The organism is Amycolatopsis sp. DSM 110486 (assembly GCF_019468465.1).
Taxonomy (GTDB): domain Bacteria; phylum Actinomycetota; class Actinomycetes; order Mycobacteriales; family Pseudonocardiaceae; genus Amycolatopsis.
Window position 1 is genome coordinate 3,799,021 of sequence record NZ_CP080519.1, and the last position, 23,529, is coordinate 3,822,549.

Annotated in this window: 21 protein-coding genes; 17 read left to right on the top strand and 4 right to left on the bottom strand. The window is 69.6% G+C overall.

Translation table 11 applies throughout. The annotated features are described in order from the left end of the window. Positions 1 to 114 precede the first annotated feature (114 nt). The 4 genes from K1T34_RS18400 to K1T34_RS18415 all read left to right on the top strand — a co-directional run bounded on the left by K1T34_RS18400 (position 115) and on the right by K1T34_RS18415 (position 6,240). Positions 115 to 3,336, top strand: a complete 3,222-nt coding sequence (locus K1T34_RS18400; protein ID WP_220245471.1) for a penicillin acylase family protein — start codon at positions 115 to 117, stop codon at positions 3,334 to 3,336. 187 nt (positions 3,337 to 3,523) lie between these two features. Beyond that, positions 3,524 to 4,555, top strand: a complete 1,032-nt coding sequence (locus K1T34_RS18405) for a PLP-dependent aspartate aminotransferase family protein (RefSeq protein ID WP_220245472.1) — start codon at positions 3,524 to 3,526, stop codon at positions 4,553 to 4,555. 246 nt (positions 4,556 to 4,801) lie between these two features. Next, the gene (locus tag K1T34_RS18410; protein WP_220245473.1) at positions 4,802 to 5,542 is read left to right on the top strand and encodes a hypothetical protein; all 741 of its coding nucleotides are present in this window, start codon (positions 4,802 to 4,804) and stop codon (positions 5,540 to 5,542) included. 104 nt (positions 5,543 to 5,646) lie between these two features. Continuing rightward, positions 5,647 to 6,240, top strand: a complete 594-nt coding sequence (locus K1T34_RS18415) for a class F sortase (RefSeq protein ID WP_220247274.1) — start codon at positions 5,647 to 5,649, stop codon at positions 6,238 to 6,240. Between the two features lie 69 nt (positions 6,241 to 6,309). Here K1T34_RS18415 and K1T34_RS18420 read toward each other — a convergent pair whose 3' ends face one another. After that, positions 6,310 to 7,050: a FadR/GntR family transcriptional regulator gene (locus K1T34_RS18420; protein ID WP_220245474.1), complete on the bottom strand. Its 741-nt coding sequence runs from the start codon at positions 7,048 to 7,050 to the stop codon at positions 6,310 to 6,312. Between the two features lie 85 nt (positions 7,051 to 7,135). On the opposite strand from K1T34_RS18420, the gene K1T34_RS18425 reads away from it, so the two are divergent. The 8 genes from K1T34_RS18425 to K1T34_RS18460 are packed head-to-tail and all read left to right on the top strand — an operon-like array spanning position 7,136 to position 15,487. Further along, positions 7,136 to 8,626: an ABC transporter substrate-binding protein gene (locus K1T34_RS18425; RefSeq protein ID WP_220245475.1), complete on the top strand. Its 1,491-nt coding sequence runs from the start codon at positions 7,136 to 7,138 to the stop codon at positions 8,624 to 8,626. Next, complete coding sequence (locus tag K1T34_RS18430; protein WP_220245476.1) at positions 8,623 to 9,567, top strand: ABC transporter permease; 945 nt, start codon at positions 8,623 to 8,625, stop codon at positions 9,565 to 9,567. Before K1T34_RS18425 ends, K1T34_RS18430 begins: the two co-directional genes overlap by 4 nt. Before the next feature lie 17 nt (positions 9,568 to 9,584). Further along, positions 9,585 to 10,397, top strand: a complete 813-nt coding sequence (locus K1T34_RS18435; RefSeq protein ID WP_255638577.1) for an ABC transporter permease — start codon at positions 9,585 to 9,587, stop codon at positions 10,395 to 10,397. Further along, on the top strand, positions 10,394 to 11,128 hold the full coding sequence (locus K1T34_RS18440) for an ABC transporter ATP-binding protein (RefSeq protein ID WP_220245478.1): 735 nt from the start codon (positions 10,394 to 10,396) through the stop codon (positions 11,126 to 11,128). The genes K1T34_RS18435 and K1T34_RS18440 overlap by 4 nt, the downstream gene beginning before the upstream one ends. A 5-nt stretch (positions 11,129 to 11,133) precedes the next feature. Further along, positions 11,134 to 11,919, top strand: a complete 786-nt coding sequence (locus tag K1T34_RS18445) for an ATP-binding cassette domain-containing protein (RefSeq protein ID WP_220245479.1) — start codon at positions 11,134 to 11,136, stop codon at positions 11,917 to 11,919. Further along, positions 11,912 to 13,336 carry an aldehyde dehydrogenase family protein gene (locus K1T34_RS18450; RefSeq protein WP_220245480.1) on the top strand — a complete coding sequence of 475 codons (1,425 nt, stop codon included), beginning with the start codon at positions 11,912 to 11,914 and terminating at the stop codon, positions 13,334 to 13,336. The genes K1T34_RS18445 and K1T34_RS18450 overlap by 8 nt, the downstream gene beginning before the upstream one ends. Next, entirely contained in the window at positions 13,333 to 14,091 is a 759-nt protein-coding gene (locus K1T34_RS18455) for an SDR family NAD(P)-dependent oxidoreductase (protein WP_220245481.1), read from the top strand. Before K1T34_RS18450 ends, K1T34_RS18455 begins: the two co-directional genes overlap by 4 nt. A gap of 13 nt (positions 14,092 to 14,104) precedes the next feature. Beyond that, positions 14,105 to 15,487, top strand: a complete 1,383-nt coding sequence (locus tag K1T34_RS18460; RefSeq protein WP_220245482.1) for an amidase — start codon at positions 14,105 to 14,107, stop codon at positions 15,485 to 15,487. A 22-nt stretch (positions 15,488 to 15,509) separates the two neighbouring features. Here the strand turns inward: K1T34_RS18460 and K1T34_RS18465 are convergent, their stop codons facing one another. Continuing rightward, positions 15,510 to 16,367, bottom strand: coding sequence for a CoA ester lyase (locus tag K1T34_RS18465; protein WP_220245483.1), 858 nt, complete (start codon positions 16,365 to 16,367; stop codon positions 15,510 to 15,512). A 434-nt stretch (positions 16,368 to 16,801) separates the two neighbouring features. On the opposite strand from K1T34_RS18465, the gene K1T34_RS18470 reads away from it, so the two are divergent. The 3 genes from K1T34_RS18470 to K1T34_RS18480 are packed head-to-tail and all read left to right on the top strand — an operon-like array spanning position 16,802 to position 19,150. Then, the gene (locus K1T34_RS18470) at positions 16,802 to 17,455 is read left to right on the top strand and encodes a hypothetical protein (RefSeq protein ID WP_220245484.1); all 654 of its coding nucleotides are present in this window, start codon (positions 16,802 to 16,804) and stop codon (positions 17,453 to 17,455) included. Between the two features lie 41 nt (positions 17,456 to 17,496). Next, positions 17,497 to 18,147: an NAD(P)H-binding protein gene (locus K1T34_RS18475; protein WP_220245485.1), complete on the top strand. Its 651-nt coding sequence runs from the start codon at positions 17,497 to 17,499 to the stop codon at positions 18,145 to 18,147. 43 nt (positions 18,148 to 18,190) lie between these two features. After that, complete coding sequence (locus K1T34_RS18480) at positions 18,191 to 19,150, top strand: ribose-phosphate pyrophosphokinase (RefSeq protein WP_220245486.1); 960 nt, start codon at positions 18,191 to 18,193, stop codon at positions 19,148 to 19,150. 29 nt (positions 19,151 to 19,179) lie between these two features. Here K1T34_RS18480 and K1T34_RS18485 read toward each other — a convergent pair whose 3' ends face one another. Beyond that, the gene (locus K1T34_RS18485) at positions 19,180 to 20,484 is read right to left on the bottom strand and encodes a D-arabinono-1,4-lactone oxidase (RefSeq protein WP_220245487.1); all 1,305 of its coding nucleotides are present in this window, start codon (positions 20,482 to 20,484) and stop codon (positions 19,180 to 19,182) included. A 60-nt stretch (positions 20,485 to 20,544) separates the two neighbouring features. On the opposite strand from K1T34_RS18485, the gene K1T34_RS18490 reads away from it, so the two are divergent. Then, positions 20,545 to 21,774 carry an amino acid deaminase/aldolase gene (locus tag K1T34_RS18490; protein WP_220245488.1) on the top strand — a complete coding sequence of 410 codons (1,230 nt, stop codon included), beginning with the start codon at positions 20,545 to 20,547 and terminating at the stop codon, positions 21,772 to 21,774. Positions 21,775 to 21,855: 81 nt separating this feature from the next. Next, a complete protein-coding gene (locus K1T34_RS18495; protein WP_255638579.1) occupies positions 21,856 to 22,794 on the top strand; it encodes a MerR family transcriptional regulator in 939 nt (312 codons plus the stop codon). Here the strand turns inward: K1T34_RS18495 and K1T34_RS18500 are convergent. Next, positions 22,767 to 23,393, bottom strand: a complete 627-nt coding sequence (locus tag K1T34_RS18500) for a TetR/AcrR family transcriptional regulator (protein ID WP_220245489.1) — start codon at positions 23,391 to 23,393, stop codon at positions 22,767 to 22,769. The genes K1T34_RS18495 and K1T34_RS18500 overlap by 28 nt on opposite strands. Positions 23,394 to 23,529 lie beyond the last annotated feature (136 nt).

The following is a 23,529-nucleotide window of genomic DNA, read 5'->3' on the forward strand; positions in this document are numbered from 1 at the left end:
GATCGGACTAGGCCCAAAGAGGGGTTAAACGCGAATAGTCTTCACACTTCATCTACCCGTCGGTAGCGTGCGCTGGGTCACCCCTGGGGGAACCTCGTGGACGGGAGCTCCGGCATGCGACGACGCATCCGCACCCTGGCTGTTTCGGCCCTGGCCGTTGTCGCGGTGGGACTCGTGACAGCGGTCGGCGGCGCGCCACCCGCCTCGGCAGCCTTGCCCGGCAACGACTACTGCGCCGGCCAGTGCAACGACATCCTCCCGCCGGGGGAGAACGGCGGCGCGACGCTGGCGGAGATCCTCGGCAACAAGGCGTTCGGCACGCAGCCCGCGCACGCCGACGACCAGCTCGGCAAGTACGCCGACCTCGCCGGCGGCTACAAGACGCTGACCACCGACACCATCGGCAAGTTCTTCAACGACTCCTCCTTCGGCGTCCCCGCCGACCAGGTCGCGAGCACGCTCCAGCCCCGCTCCGACGTCACGATCACGCGCGACAAAGCCACCGGCGTCCCGCACATTCAGGGCACCACGCGCTCGGGCACCGAGTTCGGCGCCGGCTACGCGGCCGCGCAGGACCGCTTGTGGCTCATGGACATCATGCGCCGCGTCGGCCGCGGTCAGCTGACCTCGTACGCAGGTGGCGCGCCCGCGAACCGCGAGCTCGAGCAGTCGTTCTTCGCCGCCGCGCCCTACACCGAGGACGAGCTGCAGCAGCAGATCGAAGCGACGGCCGCCAGCGGCCCGCGCGGCAGGCAGGGCCTCGCCGACTCCCAGGCCTACGTCGACGGGATCAACAAGTACATCACCGATTCCCACAACGGCCGCTACTTCCCGGGCGAGTACGTGCTCACCGGTCACGTCGACGCGATCACCAACGCCGGCACTATCGAGCCGTTCAAGCTCACCGACCTCGTGGTGCTCGCGTCCGTGGTCGGCGCGCAGTTCGGCGCAGGCGGCGGTGGTGAGGTGCAGAACGCGATCGCGAAGCTCGCGCTGCAGGAGAAGTACGGCGTCGCCAAGGGCGAGCAGGTCTGGCAGAGCCTGCGCTCGGCCGACGACCCCGAGGCCGTGAAGACGCTGCACGACGGCCAGACCTTCGACTACGGCATGACCCCGGCGAACCCGCAGGGCTTGGCCTTGCCGGACAAGGGTTCCGTCACGCCGCAGCAGCTCGTCTACGACCAGTCGGGCTCCGCGACCACCGACTCGCCCGCGAAGGTCGACGTCAAGGCGCCGGCGGACCAGCAGGCGGCGAAAGGCATGTTCGACAACGGCGTGCTGCCCGGCGACATGCTGAGCGACAAGCACGGCATGTCCAACGCGCTCGTCGTCTCGGGTTCGAAGACCGCCAGCGGCCACCCGGTCGCCGTGTTCGGCCCGCAGACCGGGTACTTCGCGCCGCAGCTGCTCCTACTGCAGGAACTTCAGGGCCCGGGCATCAGCGCGCGCGGCGCGTCGTTCGCCGGCATCTCGATGTACGTCCTGCTCGGCCGCGGCCAGGACTACTCGTGGAGCGCCACGACGTCGGCGCAGGACATCATCGACACGTTCGCGCTCCCGCTGTGCGACCCGAGCGGCAAACCGGCCACGAAGGACTCGAACTACTACCTCTACCAGGGCCAGTGCCTGCCGATGGACACCGTGGAGCGCAAGAACACCTGGTCTCCGACGGTGGCCGACGGCACCGCCGCCGGTTCGTACACGCTGCGCAGCTACCGCACGAAGTACGGCCCGGTCGTCAGCCGCGCGACGATCGGCGGCAAGCCGGTGGCGTACGCGTCGCTGCGGTCCTCGTACTTCCACGAGGTCGATTCGCTCATCGGCTTCCAGGAGTTCAACGACCCCGACTTCATCCACTCCGCGGCCGACTTCCAGCGGGCCGCGAGCGACGTGAACTTCACCTTCAACTGGTTCTACGCCGACTCCAAGGACGTCGCCTACTTCAACTCCGGCGCCAACCCCGTCCGCAATTCCACTGTGGACCCGATGATGCCGGTGTGGGGCGACAAGGGCTACGACTGGCAGGGCTGGAACCCCGACGGCAACAAGGCGAACTACACGCCGGCCTCGCAGCACCCGCAGTCGGTCAACCAGGACTACTACGTCAGCTGGAACAACGCGCAGGCCAAGGGCTACGCCTCGGGCGGCGCCGACAAGTCGGCCGTGCACCGAGCCGACCAGCTCGACACGCGTGTGAAGGCGCTCATCAACAGCGGCACCAAGGTGACGCGCGTGAACCTCGCGCAGGCCATGGAGGACGCGGCGCTCGCCGACTTGCGGGCCGAGGAGGTCTTGCCGCTTCTGCTGCAGGTGCTCGACAAGACGCCGCTCACCGGCGCGGCGGCCGACGCCAAGGCGAAGCTGAAGACGTGGCTGCAGCACGGTCACCAGCGCGTGGAATCGGCGCCGGGCAGCAAGGCGTACAACGACGCCGACGCGATCCGGATCATGGACGCGTGGTGGCCGCTGCTCGTCACCGCGGAGTTCAAGCCCGCCCTGGGCGACGACGCGTTCACCGCGATGACGAACGTGCTGCAGGTCAACGAAAGCCCGTCCGGTTTCCAGAACGAGCTGCCGGGCAAGCACGTCGGCCAGCCGCACCAGGGTTCGTCGTATCAGCACGGCTGGTGGGGTTACGTCAGCAAGGACATCCGCACGGTGCTGGGGCAGCCCGTCGCCGGTCCGCTGGGCAGCACGTTCTGCGGCGGCGGCGACCTCACCACCTGCCGCACCGCGCTGGTCGACTCCCTCACGGCGGCCGCGGCGCAGCCCGCCACCACCGTGTACCCGGGTGACGCCGACTGCTCGGCCGGTGACCAGTGGTGCGCCGACACCGTGATCCAGCGGCCGCTCGGCGGCATCACGCACGACAAGATCAGCACGCAGAATCGGCCGACGTTCCAGCAGGTCGTGGAGTACCCGGCCCACCGCGGCGACAACGTCAGCAACCTCGCCGCGGGCAAGCCGGTGAGCGCCACGAGCGCCGAGACGGGCTTCTACAACTCGCCCGCGTCGAACGCCGTGGACGCCAACGCGAACACGCGGTGGGCCAGCGACTGGAGCGACAACCAGTCGATCACCGTCGACCTCGGTTCGGTGCAGCAGGTCGCGCGGGTGGTGCTGTCGTGGGAAGCGGCGTACGCGAAGGGCTACAAGGTGCAGCTCTCGGCCGACGGCGAGAACTGGCGTGACGCGGCCGTGGTGACCGACGGCAACGGCGGCGCGGACAACGTGTCGTTCACCCCGTCGGACGCCCGGTTCGTCCGGATGCAGGGCGTGCAGCGGGGGACCGGTTACGGCTACTCGCTGTACGAGTTCGAGGTGTACGCGCACTGAAAGACGTGGTCGGCTCGCCGGCGCGGGTGAGCCGACCGCCACATCACGGCTGCGAGGCCGTGGGCGCCATTGCCGATCCGGCCAAAAGTAGGCGCGTCCCCCGGGGCATACCGGAAGCCTGCGACGCAGGTCATAGCGCCATGGCTGTGGCCGGATCGGCAACGGTGATACAGCTACGGTGTCTTTCATGGACGATTGGACACCGCGCACGATCGCGATCGCGGCCGGGCGGCCGCACGGCCCCGGCGAGCCCCTGAACACTCCGATCGTGGCCACGAGCACGTTCGAAGCCGGCGGTGACTCCGTCTACGCGCGCTCCGACGGCACCGAGACCTGGCACGCGCTCGAAGAGGCCGTCGGTGCGCTGGAAGGCGGCCACGCCACCAGCTTCGGCTCCGGTGTCGCGACCCTGTCGGCCGTGCTGGACACGCTGCCGGTCGGCTCGTCCGTGGCGGTCCCGACGTTCAGCTACGCGGTGACGCGCGGCGCGATGCACCACGCGGAGAAAATGGGCCGCATCACCGTCACCGAGCTCGAACCCACCGACACGCAGGCGTGGCTCGACTGCGACGCCGACCTGCTGTGGCTCGAGTCGCCGACGAACCCGACGCTCGAAGTGATGGAGATCGAGACCATCGCGCGCGGCACCCGCGGCCGGGTCGTCGTGGACAACACCTTCGCGACGCCGCTGCACCAGCAGCCGCTGAAGCTGGGCGCGGACATCGTGGTGCACAGCGCGACGAAGCTCATCGGCGGTCACAGCGACCTGTTGCTGGGCATCACTGTCGCGGCCGACGAGACCATCGCGGCCGAGCTGCGCGGCGCGCGTACGCGCATCGGCTCGACGCCCGGCGCGCTCGAAGCGTGGCTCGCCTTGCGTGGCCTGCGCACGATGCCGGTGCGGCTTGCGGAGCAGACGAAAACGGCGGCACTGCTGGCTTCCCGCTTGGCGGAACACCCGGCCGTCACGAAGGTGCGTTACCCCGGGTTCGGGATGATGGTGTCGTTCGAGCTGGCCACGGCCGAAGCCGCCGACAAGGTGTGTTCCACTGTCCGGCTGATCCGCGCGGCGACGAGCCTCGGCGGCGTGGAAAGCCTGGTGGAGCGGCGTGCGTGGCTGCCGGGTGAGGAGCGTGTGCCCGCCGGTTTGCTGCGCTTCAGTGTCGGCCTGGAGGACCCGGAAGACCTCTGGCGCGACCTCGTTACCGCATTGGGCTGAACTCGGTCAACAATTCACGGAGCTTCGCCGGCGGGCCGGAAACTGTTACAGTAAAGGCACGGTTCCGCCGGCTTTCGTGTGTGAGCGCGGTGTTGAGCCACTTCATCGCCAGGGTCCGCGGGTTCGTTACCTCCATTTACGGTGCTTTTAATCACCGTCGAAAACGTTTCGTGTTCCCCCCATTTCTCCGGCAGGATCAGCGGACGCGGTGGGGGTCACCGCGCTTTCTTCCAGGGAGAACAACACGTGAAGAAGACCCTGGGCAGACTCGCGGGCGCTGTGCTCGCAGGCGCCCTGATCAGCCTCGCCGTCACGCCCTCCGCCTTCGCGCAGGACGAAAACGGCAGCACTCCGGCGACGTCGGAGACCGCCCCGGCGACCACCGACGCGCCGGTTACGGACGCACCGACGTCCGACGCGCCCACTTCGGACACGCCGAGCTCGGACGCCCCGACTTCCGAGGCGCCGTCCTCTTCGGACACCCCGCCCACCACCGGCGGGCAGCCGACCGACACCAGCCAGCCGGGCAACCCGGGCCACACCGGTGAGCCGAGCGACTCGTCGACCCCGACCACGTCGGGCTCCGAAGAGACCTCCACGCCGGAGGAGCCGCCGTACGAGGACGACATCGCTTACGGCGTCGACTTCGACGGTGGCCAGGGCCTGTTCGTGATCGCCTGCGCCGCGGGCGAGCCGACCAACGTGTCCTCGACCGACTTCGACCTGATCGAAGGCCCGCACCAGGACGAGACCGACGGCCGCTACTGGGGCTGGCTCGTGCAGCGCCACGACGGCGTGTCCTTCGACGCCGGCAACGTGACCGCGACCTGGACCTGCGGCGGCGACCAGACCGGCGACCAGCCGGTTCCGCCGGCGGGCGGCGCGGGCGCGGGCTCCGCGGGCACGACCAACGGTGACGGCAACTCGCAGGTCAAGTACGCGCCCAAGGGCGGCGTCGAGACCGGCTTCGGCGGCATGGCCGCTTGATGGCGAATACTGCGCCGATCGTTACCAATCCGACCACAGCCACGGCCGGATGGCTTCGCAGTAACGGTTACGTGCCGCGCGGGGGCCGGCCTACTTTTGGCCGGATTGGTAAGTGCGGGCAGGGCGTCGCGATCGCGGGCGCCCTGCTCCTTTCCCTGACGCTGAGCGGCTGCGGTTCGGATGCCCCGGCAACCGCCGCGAAGCCCGCGCCGGTGAGCAAGCCGGTGCCGGTGACCAAACCGTTCACCGGGCTGAGGCCGACGTCGGTGGAGATCCCGAAGATCGGCGCGAAGTCGTCACTGATCACCGTGCTGCCCAACAAGGACGGGCAGATCTCGGTGCCGTCGGTGAAGACGCCGATGCAGGCCGCGTGGTACCGCCTCTCGCCCGTGCCGGGTGAGGTCGGCCCGGCGATCGTGCTGGGGCACGTCGACGGCAACCACCAGCCGGGCATCTTCTACAAGCTCAAGGACGTCAACCCCGGCGACGAGGTCGACATCGAGCGCAGCGACGGCAAGAAGCTGAAGTTCGTGGTGGACCACAAGGACGAGGTCCCCAAGGACACCTTCCCCACGCAGGCGGTCTTCGGCAACACCGACAAGCCGCAGCTGCGGCTGATCACGTGCGGTGGCGTGTTCGACCACGCCGAGCACAGCTACAAGGACAACATCGTCGTGTACGCGAACCTCGTCTCCTGACCGTTCCCGAACGCGATCACGCAGCCCGGTGCCACCAGCGGCCGGGCTGCGGTCGTTTTCCAGGCCGGTTCAGAGCAACGGCGTGAGCAGCCCGCGCTGCTCTTCCGGCACATACTCCGCGTAGTTGTCATAAAGCGCTCGCCGCGCCAGCCGCGCCGCCAGTTCGCCGTCGGCCGCGCGCACGGCTTCCAGCACCTCGGCGTGGTGGCCCAGCCACGACTGCATCAACGCCGAACGGTCGCGGGCATGCGAGAGTTTGTCCTCGATCAGCTCCAGCACCACTCCGCGCACGACCTCGGCGCTCACCACCAGCAGCGGGTTTCGGGACGCGCGGGCGATCGTCTCGTGGAACGCCACGTCGGCCCGGCTGAACTGCGCGAACCCCTCCTGCGCGCCGGCGCGCATGGCCGCGAGCGCGGTGTCCAAAGCGGACAGATCGGCTTCGGTGCGCAGCTGCGCGGCCAGCAGGTGGGCCGAACCGTCGAGCACCATCCGGAACTGCAGCAGCTCCGCCAGCCCCACGTGGTCGGCGCGGGCGAGCCGGTGCATCGAGCGGTGCAACGCCGCCGGTGACGCGGCCAGCACCTCGGGGCCACGCGGGTCGCCGGGCCGCGACCGGATCAGCTCGGCGGCCTGCAGCACGCGCAATGCTTCCCGCACCGTCGAGCGGCCGACGCCGAACTGCGTCATGAGCTCGCGTTCGCCGGGCAGGCGCTCGCCGGGTTTGAGGCGGCCGCTGACCACGGCCTCCTCGATCTGCTCCACGATCCGCTCGTAGGCGCGGACCGGGGCCACCGGCTCGAACTTCATCCCTTGACCTCGGCGTCGTCTGGTGCCAACCTCAGGCTACTGGTCAGACCAGTGTACTTGCTTGAAGGCCGGTTCAGGAGGCTGAATGAGAGCCCGGCTCCACCTCGCGGCGCTCGCGGTGCTGCTCGCGGCGTCCGCCTGCTCGGCCGGCTCCAGCGCGAGCGTGTCGAGCGGTCCCGACACGCTGTCGGTGGGCTTCACGGCCGAGCCGGCGAACTTCGACTTCACCCACGCCGACGGCGCCGCCATCCCGCAGGCCTTGCTGTACAACGTCTACGAGGGCCTGGTGAAGCTCGACGCGCGGGGCCGGATCGTGCCGCTGCTCGCCAAGTCGTGGACCGTGAGCCCCGACCGCAAGACGTACGACTTCCAGCTGCAGCCGGGCGTGAAGTTCAGCAACGGCGCGCCGTTCACCGCGTCGGACGTGAAATTCTCGCTGCTGCGCGTGAAGACCGACTGGACGATCTCGATCAAGTCGGCCATGGACGTGGTCGACCACGTGGACGTCGTCTCGCCCGACCACGCGCGCGTGGTGCTCTCGAAACCCAGCAACGGCTGGCTGTTCAGCCTCACCAGCCGCGTCGGTGCGATGTTCAGTCCGACCGGCGTGGCCGACCTGGCGAACAAACCGGTGGGCACCGGGCCGTACGAGGTCGCGTCGCGCCGACGCGGGGATTCCATCGTGCTCAAGGAGAACCCGGCGTACTGGGGCCGCAAACCGGCGTACTCCACGGTGGTGCTCAAGTACATCGCCGACCCGACCGCGCTCAACAACGCGCTGCTCAGCAACGGCATCGACGTGATCTCCTCACTCACCTCGGCCGACTCGATCCCGCAGTTCCAGGGCGACGACCGGTTCACCGTGCTGCAGGGCACCACCAACAGCGAGGTCACGCTCGCGTTCAACAACCAGCGCGCGCCGCTGAACGACCCGCGCGTGCGCCAGGCCCTGACGTACGCGATCGACCGCAAAGCCGTGCTGGACCTCGTGTTCAACGGCCGCGGCACGCTGATCGGCAGCATGGTCCCGCCCACGGACCCGTGGTACGAGGACCTTTCCGGCGCCTACCCATACGACCCGGCGAAGGCGAAGCAGCTGCTCGCGGAAGCCGGCGTGAAGAACCTCAACCTGCGGCTGCGGATCCCGAACCTGCCGTATGCCGTGTCGGCCGCGCAGGTGGTGCAGTCGCAGTTGGCCGACGTCGGCGTGCGGACCACGATCGAACCGCTCGACTTCCCGGCGGTGTGGCTCAAGCAGGTGTTCACCGACCACGACTACGACCTGTCGATCATCCAGCACGTGGAAGCCCGCGACATCACGACGTTCGGGAAACCCACGTATTACTGGGGGTACGACAGCAAACGGGTGCAGCAGCTGCTGGCCGAGGCCGACAGCGGCACGTCGCAGCAGCAGGTCGCCGACATGAAGCAGGTCGCGCGCCAGCTGAACACGGACGCGGCCGCCGACTGGTTGTTCCTGTACCCCAACGTGATCGTGGCGAAGAACAAGGTCACTGGGTTCGCGAAGAACCAGGTCAGCGAGTCGTTCGACCTCACCGGACTGAGGCCCGCATGACGGTGAAGGTGCTTCGGCGGGTGGCGATCCTCGTGGCGAGTCTCTTCGTCGCGTCGATCGTGGTGTTCCTGTTCATGGCCGTGCTGCCGGGTGATCCGGCACAGGTCGCGCTCGGCGTCAACGCGACGCCGGCGCTGCTGGCGAAGACACGCGCGGAGTTCGGCATCGACCGCTCGCTCGTCACGCAGTACTTCAGCTGGATCGGCGGCGTGCTGCACGGCGACTTCGGCCGCTCGTACGTCACGCGTGAAGCCATCGGGCCGCAGCTGCTCGACCGGCTCGGCGTGACGTTGTGGCTGGTCGGCGCGGGCATGGTGGTGGCGCTGGTGATCGCGGTGCCGGTGGGGATGTTCGCGGCCGTGCGGCACCGCAAGCCCAGTGGGGTCACGGTTTCCGGGCTGTCGCAGATCGGCGTGGCGATCCCCGCCTTCCTCGCCGGGATCATCCTGGTGCAGATCTTCACGGTGCAGCTGCGCTGGCTGCCGAGCGGCGGATGGACGCCGCCGGACCAGGACGCGGGGCAGTTCGTGCGCGGGCTGATCCTGCCGGCGTTGTCACTCGGGTTGGTGCAGGGCGCGGTGCTCACGCGTTACGTCCGCTCGGCCGTGCTCGACACACTGGGCCAGGACTACCTGCGCACGGCACGGTCGAAGGGCCTGTTGCCGGCGCAGGCGTTGCGGCGCCACGGGTTGCGCAACGCGTCGGTGCCCGTCGTGACGGTGCTCGGCCTGCAGCTCGCGACGCTGCTGATCGGCGCGGTGGTGGTGGAGCGCGTGTTCGTGCTGCCGGGCCTGGGCAGCATGCTGCTCGACGCCGTATCGTCGCGCGATCTGCTGACGGTGCAGGGAATCGTGCTGGTGCTCGTGGCGGGGGTGCTGCTGGTGAACTTCGTCGTGGACGTGCTCTACACGGTGCTCGACCCGAGATTGCGGGGCTCGTGATGACCACGCTCACTCCTGTGCGAAACCGCAGCCTCGTGCTCGGCGCTGTGCTGGTGGCGCTCGTGGTGCTGGCCGCGCTGGTGTCGTTCGTGTGGACGCCGTACGACCCGGTGCAGGTCAACGCACCCGACAAGCTGCTGGGCTTTTCGGCCGAGCACCTGTTCGGCACCGACAAGTTCGGCCGCGACGTGTTCAGCCAGATCATGGTCGGCGCCCGCACCACGCTGTATGTCGGTGTGGTGGCGGTCGGCATCGCCGCGGTGATCGGCACGCCGCTCGGTGTGCTGGCAGGCCTGGCGCCGCGGTGGCTGGGCGAGTTCGTGATGCGCGGGAACGACCTCGTGCTCGCGTTTCCCGCGCTGCTGATGGCGATCATGTTCGGCGCGGTGTTCGGCGCCGACACGCTCACCGCGATGATCGCCATCGGCATCGCGACCATCCCGTCGTTCGCGCGGATCGCGCGGTCGGGGACGTTGCAGGTGGGCAGCAGCGAGTTCGTGCTGGCGGCGCGCGCGGCCGGGCGCTCGCGCGTGAACATCGCCGCGCGCCACGTGCTGCCGAACATCTCGGGCCTGCTGATCGTGCAGTCTTCGGTGTCGTTCGCGATCGCCGTGTTGGCCGAGGCGGCGCTGTCGTTCCTCGGCTTCGGCACGCGGCCGCCGACGCCGTCGTGGGGCCGGATGCTGCAGGAATCGCAGGAGCTGCTGACCGTCCACCCGCGGCTCGCGCTGGTGCCGGGCGTCGCGATCGCGGTGGCGGTGCTCGGGTTCAACCTGCTGGGCGACGGGCTGCGCGACCGGCTCGACCCGCGATTGGCGGCCCGGGCATGACTCTCACGGTGGAAGGCCTGCGGGTCGCCGACCTGGTGCGCGACGTGTCGTTCTCGATCGGCGCGGGCGAACGCGTCGGGCTGATCGGCGAGTCGGGGTCGGGGAAGTCGCTCACGGCGCTGTCGATCATGGGGCTGCTGCCGGACGAGCTGAGGGCGACGGGTTCGGTGCGGCTGAACGATCGCGAGCTGCTGGGCGCGTCCGAACGCGAGCTGTCGCGGTTGCGCGGCAACGGGTTGTCGATGGTGTTCCAGGAGCCGATGACGGCCCTGAACCCGGCGATGCGCGTGGGCCGGCAGGTGACGGAGCCGTTCCGCGTGCACGGCCGGCGGGGGCGTTCGGCGGAGGAACTGCTGGCGGCGGTCGGGCTGCCGGGCACCGCACGGGCGTACCCGCACCAGCTTTCGGGCGGGCAGCGGCAGCGGGTGGTGCTGGCGATGGCGCTGGCCAACGAGCCGTCGCTGCTGATCTGCGACGAGCCGACGACGGCCCTCGACGTGACGGTGCAGGCGCAGATCCTGTCGTTGATCAAGAGTTCGTTGTCCGCTGAGGCCGCGTTGCTGTTCATCACGCACGACCTGGCGGTGGTGGCGTCGGTGTGCGAGCGGGTGCTGGTGATGCTGGACGGGGAGATCGTGGAGCGCGGGTCGGCGCGGTCGGTGCTGACGGCACCGCAGCATGCGTACACGAAGGCTCTGTTGGCGGCTTCTGATCTGGAGGCTTCCCGATGAGTCCGATGATCGAGGTTCGAGATCTGACGCGGTTCTACAAGCGCCGGGATGTTCAGGCGTTGCGCGGCGTGAGTTTCGACGTCGAGGCCGGTCAGCGGTTCGGCATCGTCGGCGAGTCGGGATCCGGAAAGTCGACTTTGGTGCGGTTGCTCGCCGCACTGGATCGGCCGACGTCGGGCACGGTTTCCTTTGCCGGGCGGCGGATCGACAACCTGCCGGAGCGGAAGCTGGGGTTCCTGCGGTCGTCGATGCAGATCGTCTTCCAGGACCCGATGGGTTCGCTCGACCCGAGGATGCGGGTGCGGGACATCATTTCCGAGCCGTTGGGCCGCCGGTCGCCGGAGCGGGTGGCCTCGTTGCTGGCTGCCGTCGGCCTGCCCGCCGACGCCGCTTCGCGCTACCCGCACCAGTTCTCCGGCGGCCAGCGCCAGCGCATCTCCATCGCCCGCGCGCTGGCGCCGAACCCGAGCGTGCTGCTGGCCGACGAGCCGGTGAGCGCCCTCGACGTCTCCGTGCGCGGCCAGATCCTCGACCTGCTGGCGCGCCTGGTGGCGGAGTTCTCGCTGACGCTCGTTTTCGTCTCGCACGACCTCGGCGTGGTGCGGCACGTGTGCGACCGCGTCGCCGTGATGCGGCGCGGGGAGATCGTGGAGATCGGCGACGTCGAGGAGGTTTACGAAACGCCGCAGCACGAGTACACCCGGGAACTGCTGGCCGCCGCGCCCAACCTGCGCGCCGAGCTGGCCCGGCTGATTGGAGGGCCGAGTGGAGGGAGCGCGGAGGATGCCTGACTACCCCGAGGGACTGCCGATCGGCGCCGGTTGGGTGTCTACTTCGGACACTTCGGACGTGGTTTTCCCCTATGACGGCAGTGTGATCGGCTCGGCTCCGGTCGGCACGCCGGCGTTGGCGACGCGCGCGATCGACGAGGCGGTGGCTGTCGCGCGGGAGGTCGAGGCTCTGCCTTCGCGGACGCGTCGGCAGCTGCTGAACGACGTGGCCGCTGCTTTGCGCTCGCGCAGTGCCGAGTTCGAAGCATTGCTGGTCCGGGAAACCGGAAAACCGCTGGTCGACTGCCGGGTCGAGGTCGCGCGCACGATCGTCACCTGGGAAGCCGCGGCCGAAGAGGTGTCCCGCCTGCACGGTGAGACGGTCCCCCTGGACCTGCTCCCGTCGGGCGACGGCCTCGTCGGCTTCTGGAAACGCAAGCCGATCGGCGTTGTCGTCGGGATCGCGGGCTTCAACTACCCGGTGCTGCTGGCGTCGCACAAAATCGCGCCGGCCATCGCGGCCGGCTGTCCGGTGGTCGTGAAGCCCGCGCCGCAGACGCCCTTGGCCACGTTGTGGCTGGTCCACCTCGTCCGCTCGCTGGCGCCCATCCCGGCCATGGTGCAACTGGTCACGGGTGACGCTTCGGTCGGTTCCGCCCTGGTCACCGACCGCCGTGTCGGCGCGGTGTCGTTCACGGGCTCGGCCGCTGTCGGCCACCAGATCGCCCGTGACGCCGCCCCGACCAAGACTCTGCTGGAGTTGGGCTCGAACGCTGCTCTGGTCGTCGCTGAAGACGCAGACCTCGACGCGGCGGCTGACGCTGTGTTGAGGGGCGGCTTCTACGCCTCCGGCCAGGCCTGCATCTCGGTTCAGCGAGTTCTGGTCGTCTCTTCGGTGGCCACGGAATTCACGGCTCGGGTACTCGCTCGCCTGTCCGAAGTCGTCGTCGGCGACCCGCGCTCGGAGGCCACCCGCGTGTCCAAGCTGATCGACCCCCGCTCCACCGACCGTGTCGTCGAGTGGGTCGACAAAGGGACCGCCGCCGGAGCGCGGCTGCTGGCCGGCGGCTCTCTGCGTGACGGCGTCCTGGAACCGACGGTCTTGGCCGACGTCCCCGACGGCGTCGAATGCTGGGACGAAGAAATCTTCGGCCCCGTCGTCTGCCTCCGTACGGTGTCCGATGTGGACTCCGCCTTCGAGGCCGTCAACGCCTCGCGTTACGGCCTCCACGCCAGCGTCTACAGCCGCTCCCTCAGCACTGCCTTCCGCGCCCTCGACGAGCTCGACGTCGGCGGCGTGGTCGTGAACGAAGTCCCCGGCTTCCGCTCCGACACCATGCCCTACGGCGGCGTCAAGGACTCCGGCATCGGCCGTGAAGGCCCCCGTTTCGCCGTGGAAGAACTGACCGTGACGAGGATGGCGGTGCTACGCCCGTGAACTACGAAAACCTCTTCCGCCTGGACGGCCGCCGTATCGTGGTGCTCGGCGGCGGAAGCGGCATCGGCCGCGAAGCCGCGCGGGCGCTGGCCGCGCACGGTGCGCACGTGATCTGCGCGGACCGCGACGTTCCTGCCGCACGGGAGACCCGCGTGGCCGAGGTGTACGGGATCGATCTTCTTCAACCGGGTGCGGTCGAGCGCGCGGCCGAGGAACTGGGCGAGCTCGACGCGGTCGTGCTCACCGCCGGCGTCAACGTTCGCAAGCGGCTGCTGGACTACACCCGCGAGGAGTTCGACCGCGTCGTCGAGCTGAACCTCGGCGTCGCGTTCGAGGTGGTGCGGGCGTTCGGCGGGCCGATGGTCGCGCGCGGCCGGGGCAGCATCATCGGGTTCTCCTCGATTCGCGGCACCACCGTCGAGCCGGGCCAAGGCCCTTACTCCGCAACGAAAGCCGGCCTCGTGCAGCTCTTCCGCACCGCCGCCGCGGAGTTCGGGCCGTCGGGCGTCCGCGTGAACGCCATCGCGCCGGGCGTCGTCGAGACCCCGCTCACCGCGCAGATCAAGCAGAATCCCGGCTGGTACGACGCCTACGCCACCAAGGGCGCCCTCGGCCGCTGGGCGCGCGCCGATGAGCTGGCCGGCGCCGTGGTGTACCTCGCTTCGGACGCTTCGACGTTCGTCACGGGTTCCGTGCTCGCCGTCGACGGGGGCTGGACCGCCGTCGACGGACGTTTCGAACCACCCGCTTCGTGAATCGGAGGTAACGATGGAGCTGGCCGACCTGACCGCGGTGGACCTGGTCGCGGGCTACCGCGCAGGCACGGTGTCGCCCGTCGAGGCGACCGAAGCCATTCTCACCCGCATCGAGGCGCGCGAGCCGCAGCTGCACGCCTTGTACGCGTACGACGCAGCTTCAGCGCGCTCCGCCGCGAAGCAGTCCGAAGCTCGCTGGCACGCCGGCGAACCGCTGGGCCCGATCGACGGCGTTCCCTTGACGCTGAAGGAAAACATCGCCACCCGCGGCACGCCCGTCCCGCTCGGCACCGCCGCCACCGCCCTCACCCCGGCCGCCGCCGACGCCCCCGCCGCCGCGCGCGTCCGCGAGTCCGGCGCCGTGCTGCTCGCCAAGACGACCATGCCCGACTACGGCATGCTCACCTCCGGCCTTTCCAGCTTCCACACCGCGACCCGCAACCCGTGGGACCTCTCGCGCACCCCCGGCGGCTCCAGCGCCGGCGCCGCCGCGGCCGCCGCCGCGGGCTACGGACCCCTCCACGTCGGCACCGACATCGGCGGCTCCATCCGCCTCCCCGCCGGCTGGTGCGGCCTCGTCGGCCTGAAGCCGAGCTTCGGCCGAGTGCCGGTGGACCCGCCGTTCCTCGGCCGCGCCGCGGGCCCGCTGACCAGGACCGTCGCCGACACCGCGCTGCTGATGGGCGTCCTGTCCGCCCCTGACGCCCGCGACCACCTCAGCCTCCCACCGGCCACCCTCGACTGGACCGCGCTGGAGTCTTCGTTGCGCGGCCTCCGCGTCGGCCTCCACCTCGACCCCGGCGTCGGCCTCCCCGTCGACCCGCAGATCACCGCCGCCGTCACCGCCGCGGCAGCCCTCTTCGAATCCGCAGGCGCCGACGTCTCCCCGGTCGACCCCTTCCTCGCCCGCGAACTCCTCGACGGCCTCGACGTCTTCTGGCGCGTCCGCGCCTGGTCCGACCTGCTCGCCCTTCCCGACGACCGCCGCGCCCGCGTCCTGCCCTACATCGCCACCTGGGCCGAGGCCGCCGGTTCGGTTTCGGCCCTCGACACCTACCGCGGCTTCGCCTGCATTGACCGCATCAGCACCGCGGCGCTGGAGGCCACCGCCGCCTACGACGTCGTCCTCTCCCCGGTCTGCGCCGTCTCCGCCCCCGCCTTCGACGCCGCGTCCCCCACCAACGACCCCGCGCGCCCCTTCGAACACATCCCCTTCACGGTGCCCTACAACATGTCCGGCCAGCCCGCGATCGCCCTCAACTGCGGCTACACCACCGACGGCATCCCGATCGGCCTGCAGATCGCGGGCCCCCGCTTCGCCGACCTGGCCGTCCTGCGTGCTGCTGCCGCGTACGAAGGGCTGCGCCCAGAGCAGCACCCCTGGCCGGTCAGCTGAGGACCGACCGTCCACCTGGGATTCAGGCGCTGACCGCCGCTGCCAGCGCCAGCACCCGCTGCGCTTCCTCCACGTGGAGGTTCTCGATCATCCGCCCGTCCACCGTCACCACACCCCGCCCGGCCGCGCGGGCCTCGTCGAAGGCCGCGATCACGCGGCGCGCGTGGTCGATCTCCGCGGGGGACGGGGCGAAGATCCGGTTGCACGGCTCCAGCTGCGACGGGTGGATCAGCGTCTTGCCGTCGAAGCCGAAGTCACGGCCCTGGCGGCATTCGACCTCGAAACCCGAAGTGTCCTTCACATCGTTGTAGACGCCGTCGAGGATGACCTTGCCCGTGGCGCGGGCGGCGAGGACGGCGGTCGACAACGCGGAAAGCAGCGGCCAGCGGCCCGGGATGAAGGCGGCGTGCAACTCCTTCGCCAGGTCGTTCGTGCCCATCACCAGCACCGTCAGCCGCGACGACGCGGCGGCGATCTCCTCGGCGTGCAGGATCGCGACGGGCGTCTCGAGCATCGCCCAGATCTTCGTCTCCTCGGGCGCGCCGCCGAGCTCCAGGGCGCGCTCGATGTTGTGCACCTCGCCCGCCGAGTTCACCTTCGGCACGACCACGGCGGCGGGGCCGGCGGACGCGGCGGCCCGCAGGTCGGCGTCGTGCCATTCGGTGTCGAGGCCGTTGACGCGGATGGCGACCTCGCGCGTTCCGTAGCTCCCCAGCGCGGCGCACACCCGCTCGCGCGCGGCTTCCTTCGCGTCCGGCGCGACGGCGTCCTCGAGGTCGAGGACGAGCGCGTCGGCCGGCAGGGTCTTGGCCTTCTCGAGCGCGCGTTCGTTGGCGCCCGGCATGTAGAGCACCGATCGGCGGGGCCGGATCTGCGTCATGCTCGCTCCTCACGCGACAGAACTCGACGGAAATCGACGGTCGCCAAACCCTAATCCGGGCCGGTGTGACACCGCTGCGGCGAAGGTCACCGCCAACCGGGTGACCCCCTCCCACCTGCGACGTCCACAGTGGAACACGGCACGGTTGCGCCGAACGGCGTAACGCGCTGGACTCTTTGCCACGGTGGAGTTCCGGGCCGCGGGTAGCCGTTCATAGGCGGTCCGTAACGCCACTCACCTCCGGCTCACTCGGTTGGCCGCACGGTCGGGCTGAAGTCCGACGACCGCCTACCGACCGGTCACCGACCGCTGAGCGCCGCCGATCGCAGCCACTCGTGCAACGTGAAGACCCCGTGCCGCCGCACTGGTACTCAAGTCATGTGCCCGTTTCACAAGGCACACAGGGGTACAGGTTGTTGAAGGAGGCGGAACTCGTGGCGGCTACACCTCAGAACACCGAGCGCTCGACGGTCGCCGGTGGCGCGAAGCGCAGCCGGTCGATGCCGAGCCGGGTGGTGCCGCCGATCGAGCTCCCCGCGAGCGTCGACGAGCTGGCGCGCAAGGCCGCGGCCCTTCTGGGCTGGAACGGCATTGTGCTGCCCGAGGCGACCCTGCTCGGCCGCAAGGTCAGCATCGTCGCCCGGCTTCGCACCGACGTGCACGCGGAGCGGATCGCGATGGGTGTCGGTCCCGTCGCCGATCGCGCCACCGTCGACACCTGGACCTGGCCAGAGCTGGCTGCGACCGCACCCGCGCCGGCCGCCGAGATCATCGGCGTCCTCGCGGTCGCACGGCACTGGCGGACCGCGATGGCCTCCGCGGTTCCGTTCGCACGTTACGGCGAGGCCGCGATGGTTCTCCCATCGCCTGCCGTACTGACGGAAGACTACGTGGCGAACTGCCTGCCGCGCGCTCGCGCGTATGGGCTCGCCATCGCCGCAGCCGACCCCCACGCCCAGGTCGACCTCGACCTCGAGGGCCGCACCGAGCGCATCCTCCTCGCCGAGGACCCCGTGTCGCGCTGGGTCAACGAAATGGCCTACGACCTGCTGCTGCGCACCGCCGAAGTCCCCGCCGACGTCGACTGACCGACCTGCGCGGGCTTCGCGACCGGACTAACGTCGGAATCATGCGAGTCGTCATTGCCGGTGGACACGGTCAGATCGCCCTTCGTCTCGAGAAGCTCCTGTCCGAGCGGGGTGATCAGCCCGTCGGGATCGTGCGCAACCCCGATCACGAAGGCGACCTGCTGGCCGCCGGAGCGGTGACCGTGGTGCTCGACCTGGAGCAGTCCGATGTGGACGCCGTCGTCGAGGTGCTCCGCGGGGCCGACGCGGCGGTGTTCGCCGCGGGCGCCGGGCCGGGTAGTGGCGAGGCGCGCAAGGACACCGTCGATCGCGCGGCCGCCGCGCTGTTCGCCGAGGCGGCGCAGAGTGCGGGCGTCCGCCGGTTCATCCAGATCGGTTCCATGGGCGCCGACACTCCCGACGCGCCGGGCCTCGACCCGGTATTCCGCGCCTACCTGCACGCGAAGGCCGCCGCGGAGGAAGACCTGAAGGCCCGCGACCTCGACTGGACGATCCTGCGTCCCGGCGCGCTGACCAACGAGTCCGGCACCGGCAACGTCAAGATCGCCCCCAAAACCGGGCGCGCCGCCGTGCCGCGGGAGGACGTCGCCGCCGTGGTCGTCGCCCTGCTCGACGCACCGGCCACCGCGCGCCGCACGCTGGAGCTGATCTCCGGTGAGGACACGATCGCGGACGCGATCTCGGCGCTCTGACCTGCACCTCTAGGATTGGATCCGTACCCACCGGACCACAGAGATGGGGAATCCTTCCTTGCGGGACATCGCGGTTTTCAGCGGTAGCGCTCATCCCGAACTGGCGGCGGAGATCTGCACCCACCTCGGGGTGCCGCTGCTCCCGGTGCAAGTCGAACGCTTCGCCAACGACTGCCTCCAGGTGCAGCTGCAGGCCAACTGCCGCGAGCGCGACGTCTTCATCATCCAGCCGCTGGTGAAGCCGGTGCAAGAGCACCTGGTGGAGCTGCTGCTGATGCTCGACGCGGCGCGCGGCGCGTCGGCGGCCCGCATCTCCGTGGTGATGCCGCACTACGCGTACGCGCGCTCGGACAAGAAGGACGCGCCGCGCATCTCCATCGGCGGCCGGCTCGTGGCCGACCTCATGGTCACCGCCGGCGCCGACCGCGTGCTCGCGATGACGCTGCACTCGCCGCAGGTCCACGGCTTCTTCTCGGTGCCCGTCGACCACCTGCACGCGCTGCACGAGCTGGCCCGGCACTTCCGGCAGTACGACCTGTCCAACGCCACCGTCGTCTCGCCCGACCTGGGCAACGCGAAGGAAGCCGCGCATTTCGCGCGGCTGCTCGGCGCGCGCGTCGCGTCGGGCACGAAGCAGCGCTACGCCGACGACCGCGTGGAGATCACCTCGGTGATCGGCGACATCACCGGCCGCGACGTGATCGTGCTCGACGACGAGATCGCTCGCGGCAGCACCGTGCTGGAGCTGCTCGACCGCCTGCGAGAGCTGAAGCCGCGCACGATCCGCGTCGCCTGTACCCACGGGTTGTTCGCCGACAAGGCGATCGACCGGATCGGCAGCCAGGAAGACGTGCTGGAGATCGTCTGCACGAACACGGTGCCGGTCGCGGTCGAGGAGCGCAGCGAGAAGCTGAAGATCCTGTCGATCGCGCCGGCGATGGCCGAGGCGATGCGGCGGATCCACAATGGCGAGTCGGTCAGCTCGCTGTTCGAGCCGATCTGATCAGACCGGTTTGATCAGGCCGGTTTTGATCAGATCGAGCCGAGCACCCGGTCCAGGTAAGTGTTGGTGAACGTGCCGGCCGGGTCACACTCCTTGCGCACGCTCAGGAAATCGTCGAAGTGCGGGTAGCGCGTGCGCAGGGTGTGGGCGTCGAGGTCGTGCATTTTGCCCCAGTGCGGGCGGCCGCCGAACTGCGCGACGATCGCCTCGAAGCCCGCGAAGTACTCGCGGTAGGGCATGCCGACGAACTGGTGGATGGCGATGTAGGCCGAGTCGCGGCCGTTCGCCGTGGACAGCCAGATGTCGTCGGCCGCGGCCACGCGCACCTCGACGGGGAACATCACCGGGTTCTCGAGCCGCGGCACGAGCGCGCGCAGCTCGGCAAGCACGTCGAGCAGTGATTCACGTGGAACCGCGTATTCCGACTCCACGAACCGCACGCCGCGGTGCGTCACGAACACGCGGTGCGAGAGGTCGCTGTACTCGCGCGCCGAAAGCACCTGCGCGGCGAACCCGCCGAGCGGCTGCACGAGCTTCGGCACCGCGCGGCCGAGCCGGCAGATGCCGCCGAACGCGACGTTCTCCGTGAGCTCGTAGTCCACGAACTGGCGCAGCTTCGACAGCGGCTTGCGCTCGGTGCCCAGTGGCTGCCGGTTGTTGCGCTTGACCAGGGCGTTCTTGCCGTAGGGGAACCAGTAGAACTCGAAGTGGTCGCACGCGGCGGCGAACTCGTCGAAGCCTTCGAGCACCTGCTCCAGCGGCTCAGGCCGTTCCTGTGCGGTCAACACGAACGAGGGTTCACACTGCAGGGTGACGGTGGTGATCACGCCGAGAGCCCCGAGGCCGACGCGGGCGGCGTTGAACAGGTCCGGGCGCTCGTCGGCGGAGCAGGTGACGACGGAGCCGTCGGCGAGCACGAGCTGCAGCCCGACGATCTGAGCCGAGATGCCGCCGAAGCGCGCGCCGGTGCCGTGGGTGCCGGTGGAAATCGCGCCGGCGATGGTCTGTGCGTCGATGTCGCCGAGGTTCGTCATGGCCAGGCCGAGGCCGTCGAGTTCGGCGTTGAGCTGCTTGATCGTGGTTCCGGCGCGCACGGTCACGCGATGGGTTTCGAGGTCGGCCGTCTCGATGCCGGTCCAGCGCGTGAGGTCGAGCGCGTCGCTTTCGGCGACGGCGATGGCCGTGAAGGAGTGGCCGCTGCCCCACGGCCGCACGCGGCGGCCGGCGTCGGCGATACCGCTCACAACATCGGCGACCTCCGCCGTGCTGCGGGGCCGGTGCACCCGTTGCGGGGAGGCCTTGGCGGTGCCGGCCCAGTTGCTCCACGGAGTCATCGCGCACCTTGTCGTCGCTGAGCTGAGTGTCCTTACGGTAGTTGCTGGAACAGTAAGTGAATGAGATTCGCGTTTCAAGCGTTGTTGTCGTACCGTAAGTCCGTGACCACCTCTCCGAACGGCTACGACCTCGCGACGAAGGACCTCGATCCGCCCTTCGCGATCGTCGACCTGGACGCGTTCGACGCGAACGCCGACGACCTCGTGCGTCGTGCCGCCGGCAAGCCGATCCGGGTGGTCAGCAAGTCGGTCCGGTGCCGCTACCTGCTGGAACGCGTGCTCGGGCGTGACGGCTTCGAGGGCCTGATGTGCTACTCGCTCGCCGAGGCCGTGTGGCACGTGGAGCAGAGCACGACGCGCGACATCGTCGTGGCCTACCCGACAGCCGACTACGAGGCCCTGCGCCGCCTCGCCGCGTCGGACGAAGCGCGCGCGGCCATCACGATCATGGTGGATTCCACCGAGCACCTGGACCTCGTCGACGCCGCCCTCGGCCACGGCCACCCGGACATCCGCGTGTGCCTCGAGTTGGATGCGTCATGGCGCCCGCTGCCCGGCGTCCACGTCGGCACGCGGCGCTCGCCGGTGTTCACCGTGAAACAAGCCGTGTCCTTCGCCCGCGAAATCGCCGCGCGGCCGGGCTTCGTGCTGAAGGGCCTGATGGCGTACGAAGGCCAGATCGCCGGCCTCGGCGACGCGGCCGGCAGCGGCGTGTCCAACTCCGTGATCGGCTGGATGCAGCGCCGCTCAGCCGCCGAGATCTCGCGCCGCCGCGGCGCCGTCGTCCGCGCCGTGCGCGACATCGCCGACCTCGAGTTCGTCAACGGCGGCGGCACCGGCAGCATCGAAACGACCGGCGCGGAACCCGCCGTCACCGAAATCGCCGCCGGCTCAGGCCTCGTCGCCCCTACGCTCTTCGACGGCTACTCCCGCTTCCACCCGCGCCCCGCCGCGCTCTTCGCGCTGCCCGTCGTCCGCCGCCCGGCCCGCGATGTCGCCACCCTGTTCGCCGGCGGCTACATCGCCTCGGGCCCCGCGGGCGCCTCGCGCGTCCCCTCGCCCTACTTCCCGGCCGGTCTGAAACTCCTCGGCTTCGAAGGCGCCGGCGAGGTCCAAACCCCCGTCACCGGCCCCGCCGCCCGTGACTTGCGGCTAGGCGACCGCGTTTGGCTGCGCCACGCCAAGGCCGGCGAACTCGCCGAACGCTTCGACGCCTACCACCTCCTCCGCGGCGACCAACTGGACCGCACCGTGCCGACTTACCGCGGGGAACACAAGAACTTCGGCTGAGGCACCACCACGACCTGGAACTCGTCCCCGCACACAACCCGGAGACCTCAGCGGCCGAGTTGTCCACAGCGGACACGAGTTGTGGACAACTCCTGTGGACAAACCGAAAAGCTTGCGCCTCCCACAGGGGGAGCAGGCAGGCTGGTCTCTGTGGATGACGACGAAGTTCTCTCGATCGGCGAGCTGGCCCGGCGGTCCAGGTTGTCGGTCAAGGCGGTCCGCTACTACTCCGACCTCGGGCTGGTTCCCACGGCCGGCCGGGATTCGGCCGGGCGTCGGCGGTACAGCGCGGATGCCGTGGCGCGGCTCGGGGTGGTCCGGACCTTGAGAGCGCTCGGGGTTGGGCTGAAGACCATTCGAGCCGTCGTCGGACGAGAAGCAGAGTTGAGTGACGTCGCGGCCGGCGAGGCTGAGGCGATCGAAGCGTGGATCAAGGTGCTCCAGGCGCGGCGCGCGGTTCTGCTGGCCGTCGCGCGCAACGGGGTTGGCTGGGAGGAGATCGAGATGGTGCACGAGCTGGCCGCGATGTCGGCACAAGAGCGGCAGAACCTGATCAAGAAGTTCCTCTACGAGGTCTTCGGCGGGTTGGACGCGCGGCTGGCGGGCATCGAACGCACCCTCACCCCCGAGCTCCCCGAGGATCCCACCCCCGAACAGGTCGACGCCTGGGTCGAGCTCGCCGAGCTCACCCAAGACGCGGAGTTCCGCACCGCACTCCGCGACCTGGCCGCCGCCCAGCCCCGCACCCCAACGCCGGTCCGAGACGTCATCGCCAAGGTCGCCGGAATCAACCTCGAAGCAGACCCCCACGGGCCAGACGGCGCCGAAGCCCTCCACCACATCAACCCGACCCCGGCAGACCTGGCCCGCATCCGCCAAGCCCAAGACCCCCGCCGAGACCGCTATCTCCGGCTACTGGCCACCATCAACGGCTGGGCCGCACCAACTCCACTCAGCCCAGCCCTCGAGTGGTTTGAAAAAGCCACCCGCCATCACTCGCCGAACTTGCTCGCCAGGTAACCCTTCACCACGTGCTTCGCCTCCGCGACGATCCGCTCGTCGCCCTGCGGGTCCCGCCGGAACGCGAGCTTCAGCAGCGCGTCCGCGGTCTCGTTGGCAATGGCGATGGCGAACCGGAGCTCATCCGCCGGCCGGTCGACCTGCACCCGCAGGATGTCCACCAGCGAGTCGACGATCACGGAGTTGTTGTCGCGCTCCTCGTCGAGGAGCTGGACGTCGATGACGTCACCGAAGTGGACCTTGGAGAAGCCCGGGACCTCGCGGTGCATCCGCAGGTAGATGTCGAGCACGGAGTCGACGATGTTCCACCAGTGCTCGGGGTTGAGCTCCTTCAGCCGTTCGTTCACGGCGGCCACGAAGCGCTCGAGGTTGCGCTGCGTCAGCGCCTGGACGACGGCTCGCTTGTCGGGGAAGAACTGGTACAGCGAGCCCACCGCGACGTTCGCGCGTTTGGCGATCAGCGTGGTCGTCAGCGCGTCGTAGCCGAGCTCGTCGATGAGCTGAGCGCTGGCGTCGAGCATCTGCTCGACGCGCTTGGCGCTGCGCTGCTGCACGGGCTTGCGCCGCAGCGGAGTGGTCTCCGCCTGGGTCTCCGACACTGTCGTTCCTCGGTCTTTCTCGCTGTTCTTGCGCTCCCCGTCCCGCCGGCAGCGGCGGAACCACTCGTCTGATCTGGGACTTTAGCGCCCTTGCGGGCTTCCCCCTGGACGAGTGACTACCTAGCATATGAGAACT

Excerpts from the sequence above, each read along its gene's own strand:
- K1T34_RS18480 (WP_220245486.1), top strand. The coding sequence starts at position 18,191 with ATGGGGAATCCTTCCTTGCGGGACATCGCGGTTTTCAGCGGTAGCGCT.
- K1T34_RS18420 (WP_220245474.1), bottom strand. The coding sequence starts at position 7,050 with ATGAAGTTCGAGCCGGTGGCCCCGGTCCGCGCCTACGAGCGGATCGTG.
- K1T34_RS18440 (WP_220245478.1), top strand. The coding sequence starts at position 10,394 with ATGACTCTCACGGTGGAAGGCCTGCGGGTCGCCGACCTGGTGCGCGAC.
- K1T34_RS18400 (WP_220245471.1), top strand. The coding sequence starts at position 115 with ATGCGACGACGCATCCGCACCCTGGCTGTTTCGGCCCTGGCCGTTGTC.
- K1T34_RS18430 (WP_220245476.1), top strand. The coding sequence starts at position 8,623 with ATGACGGTGAAGGTGCTTCGGCGGGTGGCGATCCTCGTGGCGAGTCTC.
- K1T34_RS18475 (WP_220245485.1), top strand. The coding sequence starts at position 17,497 with ATGCGAGTCGTCATTGCCGGTGGACACGGTCAGATCGCCCTTCGTCTC.
- K1T34_RS18405 (WP_220245472.1), top strand. The coding sequence starts at position 3,524 with ATGGACGATTGGACACCGCGCACGATCGCGATCGCGGCCGGGCGGCCG.
- K1T34_RS18425 (WP_220245475.1), top strand. The coding sequence starts at position 7,136 with ATGAGAGCCCGGCTCCACCTCGCGGCGCTCGCGGTGCTGCTCGCGGCG.
- K1T34_RS18450 (WP_220245480.1), top strand. The coding sequence starts at position 11,912 with ATGCCTGACTACCCCGAGGGACTGCCGATCGGCGCCGGTTGGGTGTCT.
- K1T34_RS18465 (WP_220245483.1), bottom strand. The coding sequence starts at position 16,367 with ATGACGCAGATCCGGCCCCGCCGATCGGTGCTCTACATGCCGGGCGCC.
- K1T34_RS18490 (WP_220245488.1), top strand. The coding sequence starts at position 20,545 with ATGAGATTCGCGTTTCAAGCGTTGTTGTCGTACCGTAAGTCCGTGACC.
- K1T34_RS18460 (WP_220245482.1), top strand. The coding sequence starts at position 14,105 with ATGGAGCTGGCCGACCTGACCGCGGTGGACCTGGTCGCGGGCTACCGC.
- K1T34_RS18485 (WP_220245487.1), bottom strand. The coding sequence starts at position 20,484 with ATGACTCCGTGGAGCAACTGGGCCGGCACCGCCAAGGCCTCCCCGCAA.
- K1T34_RS18445 (WP_220245479.1), top strand. The coding sequence starts at position 11,134 with ATGATCGAGGTTCGAGATCTGACGCGGTTCTACAAGCGCCGGGATGTT.